22 protein-coding genes and 2 tRNA genes are annotated in these 25010 nt (G+C 41.1%); 7 read left to right on the forward strand and 17 right to left on the reverse strand.

The annotated features are described in order from the left end of the window. Positions 1-182: 182 nt before the first annotated feature. Positions 183-1115 (reverse strand): L-lactate dehydrogenase, encoded by a 933-nt coding sequence (locus LKJ51_RS03500; RefSeq protein ID WP_291980102.1) that lies wholly within the window; start codon positions 1113-1115, stop codon positions 183-185. Positions 1116-1211: 96 nt separating this feature from the next. Further along, on the reverse strand, positions 1212-2060 hold the full coding sequence (locus tag LKJ51_RS03505) for a DUF3737 family protein (RefSeq protein WP_291980103.1): 849 nt from the start codon (positions 2058-2060) through the stop codon (positions 1212-1214). A gap of 118 nt (positions 2061-2178) precedes the next feature. Here LKJ51_RS03505 and LKJ51_RS03510 point away from each other — a divergent pair, with 118 nt between their 5' ends. Together LKJ51_RS03510 and LKJ51_RS03515 are read left to right on the forward strand one after the other, a co-directional pair. Further along, positions 2179-3339 (forward strand): MalY/PatB family protein, encoded by a 1161-nt coding sequence (locus tag LKJ51_RS03510; RefSeq protein WP_291980104.1) that lies wholly within the window; start codon positions 2179-2181, stop codon positions 3337-3339. Between the two features lie 118 nt (positions 3340-3457). After that, entirely contained in the window at positions 3458-4480 is a 1023-nt protein-coding gene (locus tag LKJ51_RS03515) for a cation diffusion facilitator family transporter (RefSeq protein WP_291980105.1), read from the forward strand. An 80-nt stretch (positions 4481-4560) separates the two neighbouring features. Here the strand turns inward: LKJ51_RS03515 and LKJ51_RS03520 are convergent. Both LKJ51_RS03520 and LKJ51_RS03525 read right to left on the reverse strand, forming a co-directional pair. Further along, positions 4561-4632, reverse strand: a tRNA-Gln gene (locus LKJ51_RS03520). A gap of 6 nt (positions 4633-4638) precedes the next feature. After that, positions 4639-4710 (reverse strand) — tRNA-Glu (locus LKJ51_RS03525). A gap of 186 nt (positions 4711-4896) precedes the next feature. Between LKJ51_RS03525 and LKJ51_RS03530 the strand changes: the two genes are divergently transcribed. Together LKJ51_RS03530 and LKJ51_RS03535 are read left to right on the forward strand one after the other, a co-directional pair. Beyond that, the gene (locus tag LKJ51_RS03530) at positions 4897-5454 is read left to right on the forward strand and encodes a PepSY domain-containing protein (protein ID WP_291978477.1); all 558 of its coding nucleotides are present in this window, start codon (positions 4897-4899) and stop codon (positions 5452-5454) included. Between the two features lie 141 nt (positions 5455-5595). Continuing rightward, positions 5596-6516: a prenyltransferase gene (locus LKJ51_RS03535; protein ID WP_291978478.1), complete on the forward strand. Its 921-nt coding sequence runs from the start codon at positions 5596-5598 to the stop codon at positions 6514-6516. 60 nt (positions 6517-6576) lie between these two features. Here LKJ51_RS03535 and tpx read toward each other — a convergent pair whose 3' ends face one another. From tpx to rpmH, 13 genes are all read right to left on the reverse strand, one after another. Next, a complete protein-coding gene (tpx, locus tag LKJ51_RS03540) occupies positions 6577-7071 on the reverse strand; it encodes a thiol peroxidase (protein WP_291978479.1) in 495 nt (164 codons plus the stop codon). A 67-nt stretch (positions 7072-7138) separates the two neighbouring features. Beyond that, entirely contained in the window at positions 7139-8500 is a 1362-nt protein-coding gene (brnQ, locus tag LKJ51_RS03545) for a branched-chain amino acid transport system II carrier protein (protein WP_291978480.1), read from the reverse strand. Positions 8501-8858: 358 nt separating this feature from the next. After that, the gene (locus LKJ51_RS03550) at positions 8859-9863 is read right to left on the reverse strand and encodes a DUF1002 domain-containing protein (RefSeq protein WP_291978481.1); all 1005 of its coding nucleotides are present in this window, start codon (positions 9861-9863) and stop codon (positions 8859-8861) included. Positions 9864-10016: 153 nt separating this feature from the next. Next, the gene (gene lepB / locus LKJ51_RS03555) at positions 10017-10622 is read right to left on the reverse strand and encodes a signal peptidase I (protein ID WP_291978482.1); all 606 of its coding nucleotides are present in this window, start codon (positions 10620-10622) and stop codon (positions 10017-10019) included. 87 nt (positions 10623-10709) lie between these two features. Then, complete coding sequence (murE, locus tag LKJ51_RS03560) at positions 10710-12248, reverse strand: UDP-N-acetylmuramyl-tripeptide synthetase (protein ID WP_291978483.1); 1539 nt, start codon at positions 12246-12248, stop codon at positions 10710-10712. After that, complete coding sequence (asnB, locus tag LKJ51_RS03565) at positions 12249-14156, reverse strand: asparagine synthase (glutamine-hydrolyzing) (protein WP_291978484.1); 1908 nt, start codon at positions 14154-14156, stop codon at positions 12249-12251. A gap of 17 nt (positions 14157-14173) precedes the next feature. Then, on the reverse strand, positions 14174-15415 hold the full coding sequence (locus LKJ51_RS03570; protein ID WP_291978485.1) for a carboxylate--amine ligase: 1242 nt from the start codon (positions 15413-15415) through the stop codon (positions 14174-14176). Positions 15416-15557: 142 nt separating this feature from the next. Then, positions 15558-17456 carry a tRNA uridine-5-carboxymethylaminomethyl(34) synthesis enzyme MnmG gene (gene mnmG, locus LKJ51_RS03575; RefSeq protein WP_291978487.1) on the reverse strand — a complete coding sequence of 633 codons (1899 nt, stop codon included), beginning with the start codon at positions 17454-17456 and terminating at the stop codon, positions 15558-15560. A gap of 10 nt (positions 17457-17466) precedes the next feature. Next, positions 17467-18855, reverse strand: a complete 1389-nt coding sequence (gene mnmE / locus LKJ51_RS03580; RefSeq protein ID WP_291978488.1) for a tRNA uridine-5-carboxymethylaminomethyl(34) synthesis GTPase MnmE — start codon at positions 18853-18855, stop codon at positions 17467-17469. A 186-nt stretch (positions 18856-19041) separates the two neighbouring features. Continuing rightward, positions 19042-19848 (reverse strand): RNA-binding cell elongation regulator Jag/EloR, encoded by an 807-nt coding sequence (gene jag, locus LKJ51_RS03585; protein ID WP_291978489.1) that lies wholly within the window; start codon positions 19846-19848, stop codon positions 19042-19044. Between the two features lie 138 nt (positions 19849-19986). Further along, entirely contained in the window at positions 19987-20817 is an 831-nt protein-coding gene (locus LKJ51_RS03590; RefSeq protein ID WP_291978490.1) for a YidC/Oxa1 family membrane protein insertase, read from the reverse strand. Positions 20818-20820: 3 nt separating this feature from the next. Beyond that, positions 20821-21177, reverse strand: a complete 357-nt coding sequence (gene rnpA / locus LKJ51_RS03595; protein WP_191683583.1) for a ribonuclease P protein component — start codon at positions 21175-21177, stop codon at positions 20821-20823. Between the two features lie 128 nt (positions 21178-21305). Then, positions 21306-21440, reverse strand: a complete 135-nt coding sequence (gene rpmH / locus LKJ51_RS03600) for a 50S ribosomal protein L34 (protein WP_003665227.1) — start codon at positions 21438-21440, stop codon at positions 21306-21308. Between the two features lie 492 nt (positions 21441-21932). On the opposite strand from rpmH, the gene dnaA reads away from it, so the two are divergent. The 3 genes from dnaA (at position 21933) to yaaA (ending at position 25004) form a co-directional block, all read left to right on the forward strand. Beyond that, positions 21933-23252, forward strand: coding sequence for a chromosomal replication initiator protein DnaA (dnaA, locus tag LKJ51_RS03605; RefSeq protein ID WP_291978491.1), 1320 nt, complete (start codon positions 21933-21935; stop codon positions 23250-23252). A gap of 183 nt (positions 23253-23435) precedes the next feature. Continuing rightward, positions 23436-24575 (forward strand): DNA polymerase III subunit beta, encoded by a 1140-nt coding sequence (gene dnaN, locus LKJ51_RS03610; RefSeq protein ID WP_291978492.1) that lies wholly within the window; start codon positions 23436-23438, stop codon positions 24573-24575. 207 nt (positions 24576-24782) lie between these two features. Then, on the forward strand, positions 24783-25004 hold the full coding sequence (gene yaaA, locus LKJ51_RS03615) for a S4 domain-containing protein YaaA (RefSeq protein ID WP_291978493.1): 222 nt from the start codon (positions 24783-24785) through the stop codon (positions 25002-25004). The last annotated feature ends 6 nt before the right edge of the window (positions 25005-25010 follow it).

The raw sequence follows: 25010 nt of genomic DNA on the forward strand, positions 1-25010 counted from the left end.
ACTTTGCCTTAGACTTCCTTCAGATTCCACCTCACAATGGACACCCTTGTCCTCAGCTCATGGTTCCGACTACTACGACCCATAGCGGACTTTCACCGCCTAGCTAATACCCATGCCGGGCGCACTACAAAAAATACGCCACAGGAGTACCTGGCCTCCTATGACGTACCATACTTTAAGAATTATTTCCCTGCTTCCTTGCTTTCCTCATACTTCTGCTTTATAAAGTTAGCGGAATTTTGGAGTTTTTGAAGCTCTTCATCGGTTAGGTCTAATTGACATTGCTTAACGATCCCTTGACGACCAACAATTGCTGGGTAAGAAAGGTAAACCCCGTATTCTTTTCGGAAATTAGATACAGGGAGTTCAGTTTGCGCATCACTTAAGATCACGTTAACTAAGCGAACCGCTGCTGTTGCGACTCCATAACTCGTGTACTTCTTTCCCTTAAAGACGTACCAACCACCGAGTTTTGATTCCTTATCAAGCTCTTGGAGATCGATATTTTGTTCTGCGGCCAACTTTGTAATCGGTTGGTCAAGAACCCGAACCGTTGACCAAGCGGTGAATTGAGAATTACCGTGTTCACCAAGGTTATAACCACTAACAGAACGTGGATCAACGTTAAATTCATCCGCGACAACCCGCTTCATTCGTGCTGAATCAAGCAGCGTTCCCGTTCCAATTACCTGGCCCTTTGGCAATCCAGTCAATTTCTGGTACAGGGATGTAATCACATCCACTGGATTTGAAATGACTACGATCTTCCCGGAGAAGCCACTTTCCTTAATCTTAGGGGCAACGTCATTAACCGCCTTCCAAGTGAATGGTAATTCAACGAACCTGTCCGCTTGGGGCTGATCCTGGAGCTTAATGTTCCCCACTGCGGAAACAATTACATCGGTGTCCTTTAATGCCGAATAATCATTTACCACAATATTCGTGTGAAATGGTAAGTTTGGCATTGCGTCCTTAAAATCAAGGGCATCAGCATTAACTTTGTCTTCGTTTGAATCAATTAATACCAAATCATCCGCAAAGCCATTTGCAACAATGTAGTGCGCAACCGTTGAGCCAACATGCCCCATTCCAATAACAGCAACTTTTCGTGACATTAAGAGGACTCCCTTCAAATATTAAAATAACATTAGAATTTTATTATATTAACAATATTACCTTTAATTGTTTCGATCTTCAATAATTATTCTTGTCTACTTTATATCCTTTTGAATAATTTTAATCTTACTTTGATCAATCTTTGGATCATCCATAATGATCTCATCGACGTGATCAACCTTAATTTGTCCACTGATCGGATTCTTAATACTCATAATTGATCCCTTAATTTCAGCATCGACGTTACTACATAATTCGAATGCTAGATCAGTCCGCAACGTCCGGCAATTTTTCATTGTTAAATGGTCGACATAACACAGGCCCTGATCACTTTCGATTGTACAATTAACAAAGGTAATATTTTTAGTATTCCAAGCAAGGTACTCACCACTGATTTTCGAATCATAGATCGTGACATTTTCACAGTTCCAGAAAGCGTCCTTTGAAACCAGCCGCGAGTTATGAACCTCAACGTTTTTAGCGCCATCAAAGAGGTAATTACCAACAAGATCCAGGTGATCGACATAGATATTTTCACTATTCATCCCTAAATAGTCGCCATTAGCATAGACATCATGCATCTTAATGTTCTTACAGTTCCACATTGTTTCAGCAGCATCAGAAAAATGAACATCATCAAGCGTAATCCCATCACACCGCCGGAATTCCTTTGGTGCCTGGATAGTGCTGTTAGTAATCTCAATATCATTGGTGTACCAAATGCCAGAACGTGACATCTCTTCAAAGATAGTATCCGTGACTTTAATGTGTTCTGAATACCAGAGCGGATATTTCCAAGTAAAGAGCACCCCGTTAAGATCCAAATTTGCGGTTTCCTTTAACGGCGACTCTCCCTTACCAAACGTTGTGTTAATTAGTTTTGCGTCATGAATGCCGTAAAGTGGCCGTTCACCATCATAATATCCGTCCTTGATTTCTTGCATGTTAATATTCCCCTTTACCGAAGCTCTATTTTCGTTTCCTCTTTATTAAAAATAATCCTAAAGATGTACAATCAAAGGTAAACAGCACATCGTTTAATAAGAAAAGGATGGTTACAACATGAAATACGATTTTGATACTATTCTCGATCGGCGTCACACTAATTCGGAGAAGTGGGATGTTAAGCCTAACGAATTACCGATGACTACCGCTGATATGGACTTCAAAACGGCACCTGAAATCATGCAGGCAATGAAGGATAAAATTAATTCTGGTACTTTTGGTTACGAATATCCAAGTCAAGAATATTTTGATGCGGTTGCTCATTGGTATCAAACTGAACATAATGCCAAGGCGGAAACTTCCTGGATGCAATTTTCAACTGGTGTTATCCCTTCAATTACCGCTAGCGTCAACCACCTCAGTCACGAAGGCGATAACGTTCTTTTAATGGAACCAATCTATAATACCTTCTACAACTCAATCTTAAATAGTGGTCGCCACGCCCTAGCTAGCCAAATGATTTACGATCGCTCCACTTATACCTATTCTGTTGACTGGAATGATCTTGAAGAGAAAATGAGTGATCCACTAACGACCTTGATGATCTTGTGCAACCCCCACAACCCAACCGGCTACGTTTGGACCCGTGATGAACTAATTAAGATCATTAAATTAGCCCAGAAGCACGGAATCATTGTGATTAGCGATGAAATTCATGGCGATCTGGTTCTTAAAGGTCACGACTATACCCCAACCTTCTCCCTACCAGAAGATTGTCGGCAAAACCTTGTAACTCTTGTTTCAACAAGTAAGACTTTTAATGTTGCTGCTCTTCATGCCGCTACTGGGATCGTCGCTAATCCAATCCTACGGGAACGCTTTACCCGAGCAATCAATAAGTACGAGGTTGCTGAACCAAACTTACTCGCAATCCCAGGAACCATTGCTGCTTACACTAAGGGTGCTGATTGGCTCCACCAGCTCAAGAATTACTTATTGGGTAATCGGGAATACCTCGAAAAGTTTATCAGTGATCAGCTTCCGCAACTCCATGTTGTACCAGGAACTGCAACTTACCTGGTCTGGATTGACGTTGGTGAAGTTACTGATGATAGTGCAGCTCTCGCACAACAAATTCGGGAAAAGACGGGGCTGATTATTAATCCGGGAACCTATTACCATGGGAACGGTAACCACTTTATCCGGATCAATATCGCCTATCCGCTTGCTCAAATTAAGGATGGCTTAAACCGATTAGCTAAGGCCATTAACGATTAAATATACGATAAGAGACGAAATAATAGGCGAATACTTATCATTTCGTCTCTTTATTCTCCATTAACCTAAATTAGCGTTATGATAGTAGCTAAACTGTAATTTTAGGGAGTATCACGAATTGAGTAAATTAAAAAAACATATTAATCGTGAAATGAACCTTTGGGAACATAACCAGGCAAATGAGTTAGCCAAAATTCGGGCATCACAGCGCCATTTAATTTTTAACCTGGTCGCTTATGTTTCAATTTCTATTATTGAATACTGGTTAGCCGAAGTTAGTAAATCACAAACTTTGCGGGCCGACGCCTTCAATAACCTCTCTGGAATCATCTCAACTTTTCTCTTGATGATGGGTCTGCACATTGCCCAAGATATTGATGATGATGACATTGCCGGTGTTGAAATGCCGGAAGAAAACGAAAATATCCTTGGTGGTGACCAGCGAATGCAATTCATTCGGTGGCGTTATGAAACGGTCTTTTCATTAGTAACGGCAGTCATCATGCTCGTAATCGCCTTTGACGTTGTGATCGATGGAATTAAGGCCCTACTTAATCCCGCAAGTCGGGTTGTCCCCCAACCAGTTGCCATTATCGGTGCTGGAATTGCATCGGTAATCATGATTGTCGTTTGGTACATGAACCGGCGAGCAGGACAACGATTGCAAAATGCCGCCCTCTTGGCATCTGCACAGGATAGCCTTGCTGATGCCTTTACCAGTATTGGAACCATGATTGCTATTTCCGGTGCTCTCCTATTTGATCTTGCCTGGCTTGATGGAGTCACCAGTATTATCGTTGGTTTCTTCATCCTTTATTCTGGACTGAAGATCTTCTTCCAAACTAGTTTGAATTTAGTTGATTACTTTGATCCCAAAGCTGAGAAAGAGTACCGTGATGCAATTTTAGGCGTAAAAAAAGTCAAAAATGTTGCCGAACTAAAAGCTCACTATAACGGGAATGTTGTTTCACTGGATGCTACCGTATTGGTCGATGCTAAAATGACGATTCTTGAGAGTTACCAACTTTCAGAGAAGATCGAACGGGCACTCAGAAAGAAATTTGGAATTGTCGATACTGATATTTCCTTTATTCCTGATCCCAAAAGCTTTTCTGATAAAGATGTTAAGGGTCACTTTTAACGTGTGTTTCATATGAAACATTTGAATTTACAAAAAAAGGATTGCGAGAAAATCGCAATCCTTTTTCATTGCTATATTAATTGGGCTAGCTGGATTCGAACCAGCGCATGACGGTACCAAAAACCGTTGCCTTACCGCTTGGCTATAGCCCAATAAAGTGACCCGTGCGGGATTTGAACCCACGATACCAGCGTGAAAGGCTGGTGTCTTAACCACTTGACTAACGGGTCATACTATAACACAGCACAAATAATAATATCAAGTCTTTCCTCAAATTACAAGCATATTTTGCATTTATTTATGAATTTACCCGTTTCTCAATCAGCTTAAGAAATAAATAAGAATTATTACACAAAAACGATCACTATTAAATGTATAATTAAGTCAACATAAAAAACAATCACTAGGAGGTTATTATGAAAAAACAATCACTCAAGAAGCAACTCACTCATTTATTAGCAGTTACTGTCTTAACCACTAGTTCCTTAGGTGGCGTCGCTCTGGCTACAAGTCCAACTGTCTCTGCCGCTACCGTTTCAACCAGTAAAATTAAACTTAACGAAAAGGCCGCTGTAAAGAAATTCCACAAGCAATTCAAGAACGTTAAGGTTGATGAAATTCAATTAGAAACTAAGGGCAATAAGTTTGTTTACGAAATCTCTGGTGCTGACAACCAAAAGGAATACTCAGCCGATATTGACGCAAAGTCCGGTAAAGTTACCAATACTAAGTCAGAAGCACTAGATAATGGCGAGCAAAAAACAAACCTTGACTTAGATAAAGCCATTAGTCGGAAGCAAGCCAACAAGATCGCTGAAAAGGCCGCTAAAAAGGGACAGGGGCAATCTTGGACCCTTGAAAACGACAATGGCACCCCAGTATGGGACGTTGAAGTTGTCAACGGCCACAAGTCAACTGAAGTTAAGGTTAATGCACAAAATAAGAAAGTTATTAGCGTTGAAGCTGATGACTAACAATCCACTTAAAGGATAAAAACGCCTCCAGATTAGTTAATTACTAATTTGGAGGTGTTTTTATGCATTATTTTATCAACTGTGGGGTGGAATAAGCTAAAATAGGCATTGATTAATATCAGAAAGGGAGAAGATAAATTCATGGATATTCCAACCCACCGACAGCAATTCAAAGCTCTTGTTCAAGCACAAACAACTGTCATTTCGGCGCTACCTTACTTATTAGGTTGTGCCTTCACCTATTTTTATTATGATCACTTCAATATTGGCGATGCCGCTCTCCTCTTTATTGCGGTTATCTGTTTCCATCTTGCCGTTAACGGTCACAATCAATATACCGACTATAAGCGGTTTAATGATAGCGGATCGGTTTCAGAGAACAACATTATTGCCAAATTTAAAATCAGCCTTCCTTGGGCCCGATTAATCATCGGCAGTCTCGTTCTCCTTTCGGCAGCAATTGGGATCTATCTGACATTTAAGACTGGCTGGCCGCTACTTTTGATCGGTCTCTTAAGTTTCTTGATTGGATACGCCTACTCTGGTGGTCCTCACCCGATTCTTAAGACCCCTTTAGGTGAACCTGCTTCTGGAATTACAATGGGCTATAACATTACCCTACTCGCCATCTACATTAATATTTATAACAGTCCTCAATTTGACCCCTTCTTCTGGGTGAAGGGTCTCATCGTTGCTCTGCCGGCAATCCTTGTAATTAGTAACGTCATGCTTGGAAATAATATTTGTGACCGGGACGAAGATATTCAAATCGGCAAACACACCCTTGTCTACTACATCGGTCGTTCCGCAGCTATGAAGGTTTTAATCGACTGCTACGTTCTAAGTTACATTATGATTATCGCTGCAGTTGTCCTTCACTACTTACCTGTGTTGACCCTGCTAAGCCTTGTTACCATCCCCATCGTTTACCGACGAATTAAAGTTTTTGTCCAGCATCCCGATAAAATGACAACATTTTTTAACATTCTGATTAGCCTTCAATTAATCCTAATCAGTGAAATCCTTTTTACAATTGTTGGCATTATTATCAAGGTCATATAAGACAGTTAAAGGACCCCTGGTAAAAGTCTCAACTGACTTCTATTAGGGGTCCTCACTTTTTTACAATAACTTTTTCAATGCAGCTAATGCCTGATCGTAGTCGGGTTCATTAGTCAATTCTTTTACAATTTGCCGATATGCGACTTTCCCTTCCTTATCCAGGATCCAAACTGACCGAGCCAGGACTCCCTCATCCGGAATCAGCAACTTAGATTCGTAACCAAAGGATTCCTCCCTGTCAGATACCAGCTGCATATTTTGCACACCCTCAGCCGCACACCACTTTTGTTGCTCTTCAATGGTATTGGTTGAAATCGTTAGAAAGTTAACGTCCGGGAATTGATCCATCGTTGAGTTAAACCTCTTCGTCTGAATACTACATACTGGAGTATTGATGTTAGGAACAACACTTAATAACGTCACTTTCCCGAGTAATTGGCGGGTTTTGATCTTATCATTATTCTTATCAAAAACCTTAAAGTGCGGAAACTCATCGCCAACTTCTGGCGGATTACCAACTAATTGCCGAGCTTCACCATTAATTGTGATTTCCATTCTGATCTACTCCTTCTATTCTTAATTGAATTTAGTATAACTAAGAATAGCCAAAATTTCATTCATTTTAGCTTTTCTTTTTCTCCCGTTGATTCCGAACCAGGCAAATTCCAATCCCAATGACAAATCCAGCAACGGCAAACGGAATCCACGAGAAGCCCAGTGAAAAAAGCGGAAAGTGTTGTTGAGCAAAGCTAATCATCCCCTGTGCAACCACTGTCTGTCGCAGAACTAATGGCAAGTTGTTGACCAAATCAAAGACTGCCGGGATCAGTGTCAATCCCGTCGTAATTCGATAAACAACCGGGTCGGTCTTAAATAATGGCGATGTGATTCCCAAAAGCGTCAGGGTTATCGCTAACGGGTAAAGAAACATTAACATCGGTGTCGACCAAGTAATGATCTTATCTAACCCTAAATTGGCCACTAGGAATGAGAAAAGGCAGTTGAACAAAAGAAAGGCTTTATAAGGAACCCGAGGAAATAACTTATGAAGGTCCTCTGAAAAGGCTACTGCGAGTCCCATTGCCGTTGTTAAACAGGTAATGGAGGTTAAGGTTGCCAATAACGCATTCCCCGCAATTCCCATGTAATAGTAGGCAACATGGGCAAGAGTTATTCCTCCATTATCCGCAATCTTAAATTCATGAAGGCTCGTCGCACCAAGCCAGATTAGGCATATATAAATAACGGCAATTCCCATGATCCCGATCGTCCCACTCTTGGCCGTGGTCCATGAAATCGTCCTCGTTTCCTTAATCCCCAGCTCCTTGATCGCACTAATTACGGCGACCCCAAAGGCAAGACATCCCAAAATATCCATTGTGTTATATCCCTGAAGGAAGCCACTCGCAAATGCATGAGTCGTGTAGTCCGCTGTAACTGAAGTCGTCTGGGTACTTCCCATTGGCCGGAGAAAGGCAAGAAAAAAGATAACAAACAGTAAAACCAGGAAAACAGGATTAAGAATTTTTCCGATCAAGTCTGTAATTTTAGCTTCGGTAACGGTCAGGCCAAAAACGATCGCAAAAAAGATCCCGGTATAAATTAATAACCCAATAACATTTCCACTCGCAGAAATATGCGGCGCAAACCCAATCGTATACGGAACAGTTGCCGTTCGGGGCATCGCAAATAGTGGCCCCAGTGTTGCTTGAACCAAGATTAAAAAAGTTAACGCATAGTAGTGACCATTCGGCCGTGCTAAATCGTAAATCCCGTTAGAGCGCGTAATACTGATTGCTAATAATGCCATTAGCGGTAAAAGAACACCGGAAATTAGAAATCCAGTACTCGCACTTAACCAATGGGCGCCTGCTAGCTGTCCTAGATATACCGGAAAGATTAAGTTCCCGGCCCCAAATAATACCCCAAAAATTAAAGAGGCAATTACTAATGTCTGTCGTCCTGTAACCCTTGTTTCTGTCATTCCAATTCCCCCAAGTATATTTCTCTTAACAATTGTTTTACTAAAAAACGCCCTTTAAGCAGACTGCTTAAAGGGCGCCGAAGCGTGTTACCACCTTTTATTCACACCATTATCACTAATGGTGCCTCTACACGTACATAAATCATCTTTAGATACGATGACGCTATAACGGGCGCTCCCGGTTAGAACTTCCTTGGTCGCCCTAACCACTCAGCGGTTACTTTCGCCCAGGTCTAGTTAACCCGCTTTCACTCACTCGGGTTCGCTATCTTAACTAGTTCAAAGGCTACTTTCCTCATCACTGTGTTTCTAATTATCGTTTATTAATATACAAAAGCTTTTTAGGTTCGTCAATCCTTTAATTAAAGAAACCTTGGATCCAGTTCACAAACCGATCCCACCAAGAATGAGCCTGCTGCTGAGCTGCTTGACCATCTTTTGAATTCAAAAACTGCTTAGCCTTATTCATCATGTCTCCGGTTGAGTTCTTAACATTATTGATTGTGTCGCTCACGTGAGAGCTGTAGTCCTTGCTTGAACTAATTGGTGCATTATTAAATTGAACTAAGGCATTTACAATCGTGGTCGTGTAATTCTTTGTTTCATTGTAAATATTTTGCTTCTTTAAGTTCTGATTTAATGTTGCCTCAATTTGAACTTGAGTTGGTTGATCTCCTTGCCGCTTTTGCTTATTAATCTGCTTAGTCGTATCACCAACTGCTGCCATTAACTTGCCTGGGTAGCTACTGTCATCCTTATTGGCATCAATTGCCTTATTCGTCGCACCAAGCATCTGGTTAGCAGACTGCGTATTTTGGCTATTAAGGTTAATCCCATCTTCATTCAGTGCCTTGTAAACCCCGGTCAGGGCCGATTCACCAGACACTGGTCGGTTGGCAGAAACAGTAATTGTAACGTCCGTTACCCCCGCCATTTGCGCAACCATCGCATACTGTTGAGCAGTTACCTTGGTGATATTACTTTGCCCGTTAAACTTCTTAACATTTACCTTTACTCCAGAACCCGGATCAGTCGGCACAATTGACACTGAACTAACCATCGCTGCATTTGTTGTTGAGTCATTCGGATTAATGTATTTTTGATAGTCGCTAGCCGTTGCCGTCAATGTAGTGAAATCATCGCTAACACCAAGAATATTACTTAATTCACTCTTATCTGCGGCCCCTGCGCCATAGACAACGTACGACTTATTAATCGTGTGTGTCTGGGTTGCTGACGCTGAATTCGAGCTTGTTGTCGTTTGCTGATCAGCATGAACAACAACCTGTGAGACAGGTGTCGCTACTAATGCCATTGTTAATGTTGTGGCCAATAAAATTGTTGATAGTTTCTTTGAACGCATTATTATTCTCCTATCTAAATCGGATTAACAATCCTCGATCCTTCTCAAATAGAATAAAAAAACTGTTCTAAAAATACTAGTTATTTGCCAGAATCTTTAGAACAGTTTATAAATTTTGATAATTTCGTTATTTGACCATCATAGGATCAATCCTTAGTTAGCCCAATAATGTTTCCATTCTTTATTGACGTTGTAACGGGTCGTAGCTGTTCCGGTCCATGAAGGAACCTTTACAACCCCATCAATCTTACTCTTTGGTACAAAGCCCCAGTAACGTCCATCATTAGAAACGCTCCGGTGATCCCCAAGGACAAAGTATTCGCCCTGCGGTACCTTCGTTGCACCACTGTTTCGCAACCAGTTATTTTGAACGGAAACGCTCTTCAGCGTCCAGTTACCGGTTCCAGAAGTTCGTTGAGTCTTGTTAATGTAATCCTGGTTAACCTTCCGTCCATTAACGTAAATGTTACCATTTTGGGACCGGACAGTGTCTCCCGGGACACCGATAACCCGCTTAACGTAATCGGTCTTCGTCGCAACCTGAGGATCCACTCCGTTAGCATCGAAAACAATAACGCTCCCACGATGAATCTTGGCTGTCTTTAAGCAAAAGACCCGTTCATTATTTTGTAAGTTTGGCTGCATTGATGGACCATCAACCCGCACAATTTGGAATAGGAATTGCTTAATCAATAAAGCGATTAATAATCCAATTACGATTGGGATTATCCAACTCATCGTTTGACGAAATGTTTTCATTACCTGTATCCCTCGATTTCAATAATCATTATAAAGCTAAGAAAAGTTTACCATAAAATTGATAAATGGCGTAGCTTTCCTCACCTGTTATTTATCATACTCTTTCATTAACTTTTGGGACAACTGGTAATCACCCACGTAAGGAATATCTTGGCCCTTTTCGTGCATGAACTGTTCGCGTCCCTTGGCAGCCATAAACATTGCATCCCCTGGTTTAGCCATTTCAAATGCTTGCTTAATCGCTGCTACCCGATCAACATTGATAATTACCTTAACGTTCGGGTTTGTAATGTGTTCCTTAATCGCTTCATCAATATGATGAGGATCTTCAAAGAAGTTATCCTCACTGGTTAAAATTGCAACATCTGCATATTCGGAAAGGGCACGGCCAACATCCTTCCGCCGTGACTCTGCTTTACCACCAGCAGCACCAATAACCACGATTAACTTGCCATTCGGGTATTCATGCTTCATAAACTTAAAGCTTTCGGATAAACTCAGGTAATTATGAGCATAATCTACGCAGGCTACCAATCCCGCATGATTCTTCAAAATTTCCATTCGACCAGGGACCTTTGTTTCCTTCAATCCCTGAGCAAAATCGCTGGTATCGTCCTTCAACTGGGCGCTAACCGTAATTGCTGCCAAAGCGTTACTGTAATTAAAGTGTCCCGGAATCATTACACGGAATTCACCCTTAACGGCTGGTAAATTGACATTGTGTGTTGAAACATCAAAGTAACCATGGTCCTTACCATGATAGCGGTAGTCCGCATCGCTTTCATCACTACCAAAGGTGATTAATTTCTTCCCTAGCTCCTGCGCCTTTTGAGATAGCAATTCATAGTAGTTCATATCCCGATTTAGGATCACAGTATCGCTATTCACGATGATCTGGCTCTTACACCAAAGGTAATCATCAAATGTCGGGTGTTCAACAGGACTGATGTGGTCAGGTGAAATATTTAGGAAGACGCCAATGTTGAAGTGGAGACCATAGACCCGAGACTTCTTGTATGCCTGACTTGATACTTCCATTACTAAGTACTTCATCCCATTGTCAACGGCTTCCCGCATCATCCGGAAGAGGTCCAACGATTCTGGTGTGGTCAGGTGAGCTTCAATAAAGTTTTTACCATCAACACATTCATTAATTGACGAGAATTGACCAATAATTGGTCCAAATTCATGCGCCAAAATATGACGAGTAAAGTAAACCGAGGTTGTCTTCCCCTTGGTTCCCGTAAAGCCAATTAATTCCAGTTTTTCATCTGGACAACCATAGAAATGGCGGGCAATAACGGCCATTGCCTTTTGAACGTCAGTAACAATGATTTGCGGTGTTGACTGGGCTGGCTGATCGAGTTTGTCAGTATAAACAAGCTCAGCAATAGAAGCCGTTGCCCCCTTCTTAATTGCACTTACTAAATATTCAGGATTGAATTTCAATCCTTTGCAGAAAAATAGTGTTCCTGCACTGATCTTCCGTGAGTCGTAAGATAAATCATTAATCTCAGCAGCCGCTTCTTTTTCCGGAACGGTGTAGTACCAATTACCACCTACAATTGTTTCTTTGTAGAGGCCATTTTCCTTTAGTAAATCAGTAATTTCCTTTAGCGTGAGCATTTATTCAGCCACCTCGTCAAGCTTCTTTACTTCTTCTGGAATAAAGTCATCAATAAAGTATTGCTTGTACCATACCAAGAAGGTATAAATTGTCCAAATCTTCCGCCGACCATCGATCTTGTCATTGAAGTTATCGTCTAACAACTTCAAAATCTTATCTTGGTCAAAGAATTCCTTAACAAAGTCTTGCTCAAAGAGTTCCCGTACTTCTTCATAGTACTTCTTTTCCCGTAACCATGCCCGAACTGGAACAGGGAAGCCCATCTTTGGCCGCGTTGCCCATTCTTCAGGAAGGTGACGGTTAGCAGCCATCCGGAAAGCCCACTTAGTTCCATGACGGTTGAAGAGGTACTTAGTTGGTGTATGACCAGCAACTCGCATTACTTCACGGTCCAATAGTGGTACCCGCAATTCTAGTGAGTTTGCCATACTCATCTTATCCGCCTTTAAGCAAATGTCACCAGGCATAAACTTGTGGATATCGAGGTACTGCTTCTTTGCAACTTCATCAATATCTTTATCTTCAACATTCTTCAGGATTGGATCAATAATATCGTCAATTGTTGGTCCACAGTTATAATCGTCTTGCAAAATATCTGCCGCTTCATCAGGTGAGAAGATGTAGGCTTGACCGATAAACTTAGATTCACGAACTGGTGCCAATGCCCGGAACATATGTAATTGTCCGTGGAAGTGCTTGCCATCCAGCCATTTAGCAATCTTGTATCGCTTTGCTTGTGGCAATTCACGGAGCTTATCAGTGAACCAGCGAATCAACATTGAATTAGAGTTGAACCCATAATCAATGTAACCAGCAAATAATTCATCGGCCCCTTCACCAGAAAGCATGGCCTTATAGCCGTTTTCCTTTGCTAGCCGGGTCAAGAAGTATAATGGAATAACTGATGGATTTGAATCAGGTTCATCCAAGTAGTATTGAATCAATGGGAAAGTATGGAAGGCTTCCTCATTAGTTAACTTGGCATCAGTGTTCTTGAGATCAAGCTTAGCGGCTAATTCGCGGGCCTGCTTAGTTTCATCGTAAGTACTGTCAAAGCCAATTGAGAACGTATTATCTGGCCGCATCATGGCAGTAACGTAACTAGAATCAACCCCTGCGGAAAGGAAGGAACCAACTTTAATTCCCTTATCAGCAAATGAGTGGGCTTTAACTGAGTCGGTCACGATATCCTCAATATTATCAACGGCCTTATCAAACCCTTCATCTTGAGGATCAAAGTCAGCATCCCAGTATTCCTTCATGTTGAATTGACCATCTTTATAGTGGAAGCAGTGACCCTCTGGCAACTTGTAGATCCCTTTAAAGAAGGTTTCTTGAGTTGCTGAATACTGGAAAGTCATGTATGGCTTTAGGGCGTTCTTATTTAATTCCTTATCGAAATGCGGGTGGTCAATAAAAGCCTTAATTTCAGAACCAACAAAGAATGTCCCGTTCATCTTGCCATAGTAAAGCGGCTTGATCCCAAAGTGATCCCGTGCTCCAAACATATCTTTATTTTTGAAGTCCCAGATTACAAAGGCAAACATCCCCCGGAGTCTCTTTAGGACATCGTCACCCCATTGTTCATAACCGTGGAGAATTACTTCCGTATCGGCATGGGTCTTAAAGGTATGCCCCAAATCAATTAATTCTTCCCGTAATTCCTTAAAGTTATAAATTTCACCGTTAAATTCAATTGCCATGCTGTTATCTTCGTTAAAAATTGGCTGGTTACCACTCTTAACGTCAATAAAACTCAGTCGACGGAAACCAAGGGCAACATTTTCATCTACATATTGTCCTTCCGAATCTGGTCCCCGGTGAATAATCCGGTTTTTCATTTTCCGGATTAAACTATCTTTAATTTTAGGATCTTCATTATCAACAAATGCAACAATTCCGCACATATCTAATGCTCCTTTACTTAACGTTGAACAAAGTACTTTTGGTAATTCTTGTTAATCAACCAGAATGAATAATGCATTAATAGTCGTTGCTTCAAACTATCATTCTTATCAAAAGCAGTCGTTCCCCATTGCCCTGCTTCGAGCAACTTCTTTGCCTTCTCTTTGTATTGGTTTTCTTTAGCGTACCGATAGAACACTTTCTTCGGTGCATTTAACCATAACTTATTTCCTTCAGCATAGTCAGTTCCGGTAAATGGCTTATGATCAATCACGTCATCAACCACGTACTTAGCTAAGTTATAGCCGTTTAAAGTACAGTAATAGCTACTCCGTCCTTGGCGAAGGTTAATTTCGAAAATCTTGAATTGCTTGTCCCGCCGGTCGTACTTCATGTCAAAGTCCGCAAAGCCAACGTATTTTACCTCTTCCAAGAACTTTTGGATCGTCTTGTAAATTGTCATATCCTTTTCCGGCAAAATCACCATGTAGTTACCAACCGCAACTGGAGAAGGATCTTCCAATAACGGATGGGCAAGACTGATCATCCGAACGTTATGGTCAGAGTCAACGTAGGCGTTAACGGTCCGCATGTTAGAGTCATCACCTGGAATAAAGTCTTGGGCAATCATTTTCCCGGTGTAGCCAGCTTGGTAGATTTTTGGCATTAATTCATCAAACTGTTCACGTTTATCTAAGACATACGCTTTTTTCCGTCCTTCAAATTGGACATCCAGCCACTCAACACTATCAGATGGCTTTAACGCAACTGGGAAATCAAATGGTAGTTGAATTGGTTCTCCCGATTCAACTTCTTCCTTAGTGATGATCTTTGTCTTTGGATAAGGTAATCCATACTTTTCCGCTGCTTCATAGAACGTTTCCTTCGTCCCTAATTTATTAAATAGGTCGGCATCAACGTATGGACAAATGAAGTGCTCTTTCAGTTCATCCAAGTGGTTAGCAATCAATTCGGTATACCCATCCCCACACGAAAGAAGTAAATACTTCTTCTTTGGATCAAGGTTTGCCGCAATCTTTCGCATCGTTTCAATAAAGATCGGGTCTTCACTAAAGCCTTCAACAACATGAACATCTACCAACTTAGTATAGCGAGTTGGTGCCATGTGCATTACTCCATAGGCAATACTCTTAATACCATATTGTTGGTAGAATGACCGTGCCATTCCGTAACAATTAAAGTCAGTTCCCAAAAGGATTGGTTGAAAATCTTCTCGGGGTTTTTTAACCATTTCACTCATCTCTACTTGCCTCGTTTGCTTTTTAAATCAATCTTCAGTATAGCGATTCTCTGAATATTTGTAAATGAAATAAAGTGAGGCGTAAGTCAAATTTAACTTTGCACTACGTCTCACTTTACTTTTAATTTCCCGGGAAATAATCCTATTTCCGAATATAAACACTAAGAATTGCCAAGTCAGCTGGGTTAACCCCGCTAATCCGAGATGCTTGGGCAAGTGTTTCTGGACGGATCTTCTCCAGCTTTTGCCGACCTTCAGTTGCTAACCCATCGATCTTTTCATAATCAATATTAGCAGGAATTCGCTTAGCTTCCATCCGCTTTAACCGCGCAACCTTTTCTTCTTCCTTCTTAATGTAGCCAGCATACTTCAGTTGGATTTCTACTTGTTCGATTACGTGACGATCAAGTTTTTCGGCTGGTTCAGGAATAAACTTCATTAAGGTCTCGTAGTCTACGTATGGCCGCTTAATAAAGTCAGCTGCCGTAATCGCATCCTTCAACCTGTTATCACCATGTGCTTCGATGAATTCGTTCACTTCGTCATTATTTGGCTTAAGCTTTTCACTCTTCAAGCGAGCAATCTCTTTTTGAACCTGCTCCTCTTTCTTCTTCATCTTTGCATAACGTTCATCACTCACTAAGCCAATTTCATGACCCTTCCCCATCAAACGGAAATCTGCATTGTCATGGCGAAGGATTAGGCGGTATTCGGCCCGACTAGTTAGTAGCCGGTATGGTTCCTTAGTTCCCTTGGTTACTAAGTCATCAATCATGACCCCAATATAAGCATCTGATCGTTTAAGGACAAATGGTTTCTTACCAAGTGCCCGTAATCCAGCATTAATCCCGGCGATTAGTCCTTGACCAGCAGCCTCTTCGTAACCAGATGTTCCGTTAGTCTGACCAGCAGTATAAAGGTTCTTAACTAACTTAGTCTCCAAGGTTGGGTGAAGCTGGTATGGTGCCACAACATCGTATTCAATTGCGTATCCCGGGCGCATTAATTGAGCATCTTCTAACCCCTTAACGGAATGTAAGATCTTCTGCTGGATCTCTTCTGGCATCGAAGTTGATAGTCCATCAACATACCATTCATCCGTGTCACGTCCTTCTGGTTCAAGGAAGATTTGGTGACGACTCTTATCCGCAAAGCGAACAATCTTATCTTCAATTGAAGGGCAGTAACGCGGACCAACACCCTTAATTACTCCAGAGAACATCGGTGCCCGGTCAAGATTATCACGAATTATCTTATGGGTACCCGGATTAGTGTAGGTTAACCAACAAGAAATTTGTTCACTTAATGATAGGTAGTGATCATCAGGCGTATCAAAGCTAAAGTGGTGAACCTGCTTGTCTCCTGGTTGTTCTTCAGTTTCATTGTAGTGGATCGTATTACCATTAATCCGTGGTGGTGTTCCTGTCTTAAACCGTTCAAGATCAAAGCCAAGTGACTCAAGGTTCTCAGAAAGCTTAACAGCTGACTTAGAGTTATTCGGACCTGATTCATATTGGAGTTCCCCAATAATAATCTTTCCCCGTGCTGCCGTTCCAACGGTCAAGACAACCGCCTTAGCGCGGTAACGGGCACCCGTATTTGTGATAACTCCCTTGCAAACACCATCTTCAACGATCAACTGATCAACAGTGGCTTGACGAAGATCTAAATTAGGTTGTCTTTCAATCGTTTCCTTCATTGAACGGTGGTAGGCATGTTTATCAGCTTGAGCCCGAAGCGCCCGGACAGCAGGGCCCTTACCGGTATTGAGCATCCGCATTTGGACATACGTCTTATCAATGTTATGTCCCATTTCACCACCAAGGGCATCAATTTCCCGGACAACGATTCCTTTAGCTGGTCCCCCAACAGATGGGTTACATGGCATAAAAGCCACCATATCAAGGTTAATCGTTACCAAAAGAGTCTTATTCCCCATTCTTGCAGCAGCTAGGGCAGCCTCGCTCCCTGCATGACCGGCACCAACAACTATTACATCATAGTTGTCGCTATCGTATTGTATTGCTTCACTTGTCTGCATTTTCTTCCTCCTACTTTCCTAAACAGAACTGGCTAAAGAGCTGATCAAGCAACTCATCCTGATAACTGTCACCAGTAATCTCACCAAGAAGGTCCCAGCACCTAGTCATATCAATCTGAACTAAGTCAACCGGCATTCCCTCAGCAATCCCCTTAAGCACATCACCAAGGGCATCATCAGCCTGGTGTAACAGCCCGATATGACGAGCATTCGTTACCATTACACTATTCTGGTTATTTTCAATTCCCTCTTCAAAGAACATCTTACTGATAGTTTCACCAAGCTGATTCATCCCTTCATTCTTGACGATTGAAGTCTCGATCAACTTATCACTACCAACTAGCTTCTTCAGCTCGTTCCGGTCAACATTATTTGGTAAGTCGGTCTTGTTCAGAATTACAATCCGTTGCTTATCCTTAGTGGCATCTAAAAGTTCGCGATCCTCGGCAGTTAGGGCTTCTGAATTATCAATTAGCAACAGAATAAGGTCCGCAGCATCCAACGCCTTCCGACTACGTTCAACACCAATCTTTTCAACCTGATCCTTAGTATCACGAATCCCTGCAGTATCAATTAACTTCAATGGCACCCCATCAACGTTAACGTATTCTTCAATCACATCACGGGTTGTTCCGGCAACGTTAGTAACAATTGCCTTATCTTCATGTAATAACGAATTTAATAAACTAGACTTACCAACGTTTGGCCGCCCAATAATCGCGGTCGCCAACCCCTCGCGGAGAACTTTCCCCTGCTTTGCGGTCTTTAATAGGGCTTCAATCCGTTGACGGATTTCAGTAGCCTTTTCCTTCAGCATCTTCGTTGTCATTTCTTCAACAGCATCATACTCAGGATAGTCGATATTAACTTCAACCTGTGCTAAAACATCTAGGATATCCTTTCGTAACTTCCTAATTAGGTGAGAAAGATTCCCGTCAAGCTGGTTCAACGCTACTTTCATTGACTTGTCGGTTTTTGCCCGAATTAAGTCCATGACAGCCTCTGACTGGGATAAATCAAGTCGCCCATTTAAGAACGCCCGCTTTGTAAATTCACCAGGCTCTGCCATCCGTGCACCATAGCTTAGTACTAATTGAAGGATCCGGTTAGTTGCGAGCAACCCACCGTGGCAATTAATCTCAACCACGTTCTCACAAGTATACGTATGTGGTGCCCGCATTACTGATACCATTACTTCATCAACTTCTTCACCGTTATCTAGATCGATAATATGACCATAGTTAATGGTGTTAGTGTGCACTTTAGCAAGATCCTTTCCCCGATAGATCTTTTGTGCGACTGGGATCGCATCATCCCCGCTAATTCGGATAATTGAAATTCCACCCTCGCCAACCGGGGTCGAAATTGCCGCAATCGTATCATTATCAGTATTTGCCACCACGAAGACTCCTTTCTAATAAAAAAAGCGCCCTCCACGTCATCCACCAATTATCCTGGTAATCACATGGTCAAAGCACTTTCACTACTTTAACAAGTATCTTAATTTATATTAACCGCAATTATTTTAATTTCATCAGTCAAAAAAGTCAATAGATTGGCGTTCATCACTCATTAATTGACTTGACTAATTCTTGGGTGCAATAACAACGCTCCGGTAAGGCTCACGACCATGAGAATACGTCTTCACATGATCATTATCTTGGAGTTCCTGGTGTAGTAGTTTTCGTTCACGCGCCGGCATTGGATCTAAAAAGACAGCCTGACCCGTTGAAACAACCTCCATTACGGAATGTTCAGCTAACTGCCGTAATGATTCTTCACGTCGTTGCCGATAATTCGCCGTATCTAAAATTACCATCGTCTTTTCTGCACCATGATAATTCATAAAGGCATTGCTTAACTGCTCCATCGCGTTAATTCGTCGTCCATGGTGACCAATAATCCGTCCTGATTGTTCACTTTGGAGATCAATCTTTACTTCATGAGAACGGACCTCAGTAACACTTGGTTCGACCGGAATTCCTAATTCAGCAAACACGTCCTTTAAATATTTCGTCAGCTCGTGGCTAACCTTCTCGACGTGCTTAACATTTTGTTCATGGCGTCGTTTCATCTCGGCTGGATCAACTTGTGTGTCCTTATCTTGTTCATGATGCTGATTTTGTTTTTGTTGGTGATTTTCCTGTCGTTTGTTCTGTGACCGTTTTTGTTTTGGTTTATTGGTATTTTTCTTAACGTCCTTTTTTACTGGCGCTGATTTTGAATCCTTTTTAACCTCAACTTGAATAATTGCTTCTCGACGACCAATTCCCAAGAAACCGTGACGTGGCTGTTGGAGTACCTTCACATTTAACTTTTCTGTTGCTACCCCGAGTTTCTTGCTTGCAGAGGCAACTGCTTGTTCAACAGTTTCTCCTGTAAAACGTCCCATCTATTTTTCATCTCCCAAAATAAATACTCGTTCTATTTTACAACAGATAGGTAAGCTGCGCCAAATCCACCTTGAAGAACAAAAGACGCTAATAAACCGAAAGTTCATTCAGAATATTAACGTCTTTTATTTAATTCTTTACTTCCGCCGGCTACTGTATGCCCGACGTTTTGCTTTTTCTAACTTCCGCTTCTTGGCCTTTTCTTGCTTTTCCTTTGCTTCACGTTCCCGACGAATCTTAAATGGATTCTGTAATAGGAGCGTTTGGACAACTTGGAAAGCATTAGAAACTACCCAGTATAAGGTAATCGCTGATGAGAAACCTAATGCCATGAAGAATACCATGATCGGCATGAACCATGTCATTGCTGAAGTCATTGCATTCTTTTCTGGCATCGAAGCCATTGAAAGCCATGAGCTTAAGAAGGTAAACAGGGCGGCTAAAATTGGCAAGATGTAGTAGGGATCCGTGTGTCCCAATTGAAGCCAGAGGAAGGACCCATGCCGCAATTGTGGGGTTCGCCAAATTGCTTGGTACAAAGCCCACATGATTGGCAACTGAATAATCATTGGCAACATCGAAGCCCAAGGATTAACCCCCGCTTCCTTGTATAGCTTGCTAGTCTCTGCTTGCATCTTCATCATGGATTCACGATCTTTTGATGAATACTTCTTTTGAATTGCCTTTAACTTAGGCGTTAATTCCTGAGTCTTTAACATTGACTTCGTTTGGTAGAACATCAATGGCAATAAGAGAACCCGAATAATAATCGTGAAGATAATGATTCCCATACCATAACCACCACAATTATTTGATAGCCAAATGATAAACCGAGAGAAATTATAAACGATATAGTGATCCCAGAGGCCAGTACTATGACTCGTCACTGGCTTATTTGAACATGCTGCCAAGAAAAGCGTCAGACTTCCAATTGCAGCAAGACTTAGGGCACGCTTTGCCTTTTTCATTGATTAACGATCCTCACTTTTTTCTTCTAGTAAATGTGCTCGCTTAAGAACATGCACAAGATTCTTCTTTGTTTCCGCCATCTCCAGGCCATCCGCAGCTGGACGAGCAATTACCAAGAAATCCACGTCCTGCCGTAGATAAGGCTTTACTTCAAGTAGTGTCTGCCGAATACGACGTTTTACCCAGTTCCGATGCACGGCATTTCCGATCTTTTTCCCTACAGAAATACCAACTCGAAAATGCTTTTGACCTGGCTTTGCCATTTGGTAGATGACAAATTTATGGTTGGCGACGGAATTATGGGTTTCAAACACGCGTTGAAACTCACTTTCCTTTTTTACCCGGTATGATTTTCTCATAATAATGTAGATCTCCAGCCTTATTAAATATAAAAGGGCCGGACATTGCAGCTCCAACGAAACGATAGCTCGTCAAGCTGACTGCCCTGCCCTTGCAATAAAAAAAGCCACTATAAAAGTGGCCGTAATTATGCAGATAATACTTTTCTGCCCTTTTGACGCCGACGTGCTAATACCTTACGGCCGTTACTGGTGCTCATACGCTTACGGAAGCCATGGACACGTGCACGGTGACGCTTCTTTGGTTGAAACGTGCGCTTCATACGATGCACCTCCTATTCATTCTGAATGGTTTGGTTTTTATAGTCTAAAAAGACGATCTCTTCAAACATACCCTGGAAGTATAACATACTTTTCGCAAATATTAAACTTGAAATTTTTTTGAGATTTTTTGATTATCCACAGAAAGGTAAAAATAATCCACAGCGTTGTGTATTATTCATTCCTGTGGATAAGTTGTTAACTGTTAATTCACAGCATTTTTCACCAATTCACATCTTGTTAATAAAGTTATCCACAGCCCTGTTAAAAACTGTTTATAACTCTCAAGATCCCTTTCATTTCAACGATTAGTTATCCACAGGAAATGTGAAAAACTTCCTTCTTTCATTATTTTCCCCTAATTCCACACTCCATTTCCCAATTTACACACAGTGTTGTGTAAATTTTTTTAGATTATCCACTTCCCTGTGGAAAACTTTTTTTCATAATGATAAAATGTCGTTTGTAATTTAATAATCTAGGGGGGAACTATTTTGACTGAGCTCGATTCTCTATGGGAAGCGATCCAAAATTCATTTCGTCAAAGTAAAAGCCAAGTTACCTTTGACACATTAATTGCTCCGGCAAAACCACTCTCTCTCTCTCAAAACCAACTAGAAATTGAAGTACCAACAAGGGTTCATCGTGACTTTTGGGAAAAGAACTTAAAGGGCGAATTAAAACAATACGCCAAAGCAGTTATTAACCAAGATATCGAACCTCACTTCGTTCTTGAGGGAGAATTTGATCCTTATCAAAATGATCAGCCAGCAGACAGCAATAATTTTGAAATGGATACACCACTTAATCCACACTACAACTTCAAAACTTTTGTTGTTGGTGAAGGCAATAAAATGGCCCATGCCGCGGCTTTCGCTGTTGCAGAAAGTCCGGGTGGGCTCTATAATCCGTTATTTATTTATGGTGGAGTTGGTCTCGGAAAAACCCACTTAATGGAATCAATTGGTAACCACATGCTGCAACTTAATCCAGCAGCCAAGGTGAAGTATGTTACCAGTGAAGAATTTACCAATGACTTTATTCATTCTATTCAAAATAATTCAACCGAAAGTTTCCGTGAAGAGTACCGTAATTTAGACCTTCTATTAATTGATGATATTCAATTTTTAGCAAATAAAGAGGGAACACAGCTCGAATTTTTTAATACCTTTAATGCCCTCCATGACAATAAGAAACAAATTGTCATGACCTCTGATCGAATTCCAAATGAAATCCCAGAACTCCAGGATCGTCTTGTTTCTCGATTCCGTTGGGGTTTAACCGTTGAAATTACTCCACCTGATTTAGAAACTCGAATCGCTATTCTCCGGAGTAAGGTTGAGGAAGACCATATTAATATCGGTAATGATACTTTGAACTATATTGCTGGACAAATCGATACTAATATTCGTGAACTTGAAGGGGCATTAACCAAGGTTCAGGCATTTTCTAACCTAAGTAAGGAACCAATTACGCCGCACCTTGCTTCACAAGCGCTCCGTGGTTTACAGAGGAATACCAAAACAACAATCACAATCGCTACAATTCAAAAGAATGTTGCTGACTTTTACAACATTACCCAAAGCGACATTATCGGCAAAAAACGGGTTAAGCAGATTGTTGTTCCGCGACAAATTGCAATGTACCTTTCTCGAGAACTAACCGACTTCTCTCTACCTAAAATTGGCAAAGAATTTGGCGGAAAAGATCACACAACTGTTCTCCATGCGATTGATAAGATTGAAGAAGAACTTCAAACTGATAAAAATCTTCAAGAACAACTTAATACACTAAAAGCAAAATTGAAGGCATAGTTGTGGAAAAGTTTAAAGTTATCCGCAATCTTATCCACAGGTTATCCACAGCCGGATTTGCTGATTTAAGTAAGTCGAACATAGTTATCCACAGTATTAACAGTACCTACTACTTCGACTATTATTTAAAGTATTAATATAAATATAAATATATATGAACTACCAAACAAAGGGGTATTGATAATGAAATTCACTATTAATCGTTCTGCATTCATTAGCCAACTTAATAATGTTCTTCGTGCCATTTCATCTAAAACAACTATTCCAATTTTAACGGGATTAAAGATGGTTGTTGCTAGTGACAATATTACTTTAACTGGAAGTAATTCAGATATCACTATTGAAAGTGTTATGGCAACCAGCAATGAAGACTATGAACTAGAAATTGAAGAACCGGGTGCTATTGTGCTACCTGCACGATTCTTCAGTGAAATTGTTAAAAAGCTGCCAGACAAACATGTAACTATTGAAATTACTAGTGGATTCCAAGCAGACATTACTTCTGGAAATGCAAAGTTCCAAATCAATGGACAGGATGCTGAAAACTTCCCTCACTTACCAGAAGTTGAAGCTAATAATACAGTTGTCCTTGCTAATGACATGCTAAGAGAAGTCATTCGACAAACCGTAATCGCTGTTTCTAAACAAGAAAGTCGGCCAATTCTGGCGGGGATCCACGTTATGTTGCACGATGGATTGCTTACGGCAGTTGCCACTGATAGTCACCGTCTTGCACAACGGAAAGTGACGTTAGATGGCGTTGGTGACGTTAACTATGATGTCATTATCCCAGGAAAGAGTATGGACGAACTTTCAGGAATGATCACTGACGTTGATGATGACGTGAAGATGCAGGTTACGGATAACCAAGTACTTTTCGTTTTCGGTAATACTCACTTTTATTCCCGACTGTTAGAAGGAAATTACCCAGAAACAAGTCAACTGATCCCAGATAGCGCGGATACGACGGTTGAGTTAGATGCAGGAACTTTCTTATCTTCAATCGATCGGGCATCATTGCTTTCACACGAAAGTCGAAATGATGTTGTTAAGTTAACGATCAAGCCAGAAGAAAATCTTGTTCGGATTAGTGGAGATTCTCCGGATATTGGGATGGTAGAAGAAGATGTTGTCACAACAGCCGTTGAGGGTAATGATCTAGAAATTTCCTTTAACCCTAATTACATGAAGGATGCATTACGTTCGTTCGGTCAATCAACGGTTAAGATTTCGTTCACTTCACCGTTACGGCCATTTACATTGGTTCCGACTGAGGATACTGAAAACTTTGTTCACTTGATTACACCAGTTCGAACATTTTAACTAAACGAGGATTATGATAAGGGACTTGTCATAACCCTTTTTTATTTTAAATTTCGACAGGAAGCGACTTTTAAGCAAATTACGCGAGTTTAACCTAATTTTGACAAAAATGGCTAATTACAGCTAAAAAGCCTAAAAAAGGCTATGTGTCCGTTTATGGCCCTTAAATGTGGTATAATAGTATTTGTGAAAAGTAGGTGATTAAGTGTGGAAACCAAAACCATAAAAATTGATCGACCGTTTATCACGTTGGGACAATTGCTTAAAGAAGAAGGGATTATCCCTACTGGTGGAGCGGCTAAATGGTTTTTAAAGGAGCATGATGTTCGGGTTAATAACGAACTTGATGATCGGCGAGGGCGGAAATTATACCCAGAAGATGTTGTGATTATTCCTGAACATGAGCCAATTATGATTAAGAGTAAGTAGGAAATT

The sequence above is a fragment of the Limosilactobacillus sp. genome (assembly GCF_022651205.1).
Lineage (GTDB): Bacteria > Bacillota > Bacilli > Lactobacillales > Lactobacillaceae > Limosilactobacillus.

Coding starts and splice junctions, on each gene's coding strand:
- LKJ51_RS03500 (WP_291980102.1), bottom strand. CDS start 1,115: ATGTCACGAAAAGTTGCTGTTATTGGAATGGGGCATGTTGGCTCAACG.
- LKJ51_RS03505 (WP_291980103.1), bottom strand. CDS start 2,060: ATGCAAGAAATCAAGGACGGATATTATGATGGTGAACGGCCACTTTAC.
- LKJ51_RS03510 (WP_291980104.1), top strand. CDS start 2,179: ATGAAATACGATTTTGATACTATTCTCGATCGGCGTCACACTAATTCG.
- LKJ51_RS03530 (WP_291978477.1), top strand. CDS start 4,897: ATGAAAAAACAATCACTCAAGAAGCAACTCACTCATTTATTAGCAGTT.
- LKJ51_RS03535 (WP_291978478.1), top strand. CDS start 5,596: ATGGATATTCCAACCCACCGACAGCAATTCAAAGCTCTTGTTCAAGCA.
- tpx (WP_291978479.1), bottom strand. CDS start 7,071: ATGGAAATCACAATTAATGGTGAAGCTCGGCAATTAGTTGGTAATCCG.
- brnQ (WP_291978480.1), bottom strand. CDS start 8,500: ATGACAGAAACAAGGGTTACAGGACGACAGACATTAGTAATTGCCTCT.
- LKJ51_RS03550 (WP_291978481.1), bottom strand. CDS start 9,863: ATGCGTTCAAAGAAACTATCAACAATTTTATTGGCCACAACATTAACA.
- lepB (WP_291978482.1), bottom strand. CDS start 10,622: ATGAAAACATTTCGTCAAACGATGAGTTGGATAATCCCAATCGTAATT.
- murE (WP_291978483.1), bottom strand. CDS start 12,248: ATGCTCACGCTAAAGGAAATTACTGATTTACTAAAGGAAAATGGCCTC.
- asnB (WP_291978484.1), bottom strand. CDS start 14,156: ATGTGCGGAATTGTTGCATTTGTTGATAATGAAGATCCTAAAATTAAA.
- LKJ51_RS03570 (WP_291978485.1), bottom strand. CDS start 15,415: ATGAGTGAAATGGTTAAAAAACCCCGAGAAGATTTTCAACCAATCCTT.
- mnmG (WP_291978487.1), bottom strand. CDS start 17,456: ATGCAGACAAGTGAAGCAATACAATACGATAGCGACAACTATGATGTA.
- jag (WP_291978489.1), bottom strand. CDS start 19,848: ATGGGACGTTTTACAGGAGAAACTGTTGAACAAGCAGTTGCCTCTGCA.
- LKJ51_RS03590 (WP_291978490.1), bottom strand. CDS start 20,817: ATGAAAAAGGCAAAGCGTGCCCTAAGTCTTGCTGCAATTGGAAGTCTG.
- rnpA (WP_191683583.1), bottom strand. CDS start 21,177: ATGAGAAAATCATACCGGGTAAAAAAGGAAAGTGAGTTTCAACGCGTG.
- rpmH (WP_003665227.1), bottom strand. CDS start 21,440: ATGAAGCGCACGTTTCAACCAAAGAAGCGTCACCGTGCACGTGTCCAT.
- dnaN (WP_291978492.1), top strand. CDS start 23,436: ATGAAATTCACTATTAATCGTTCTGCATTCATTAGCCAACTTAATAAT.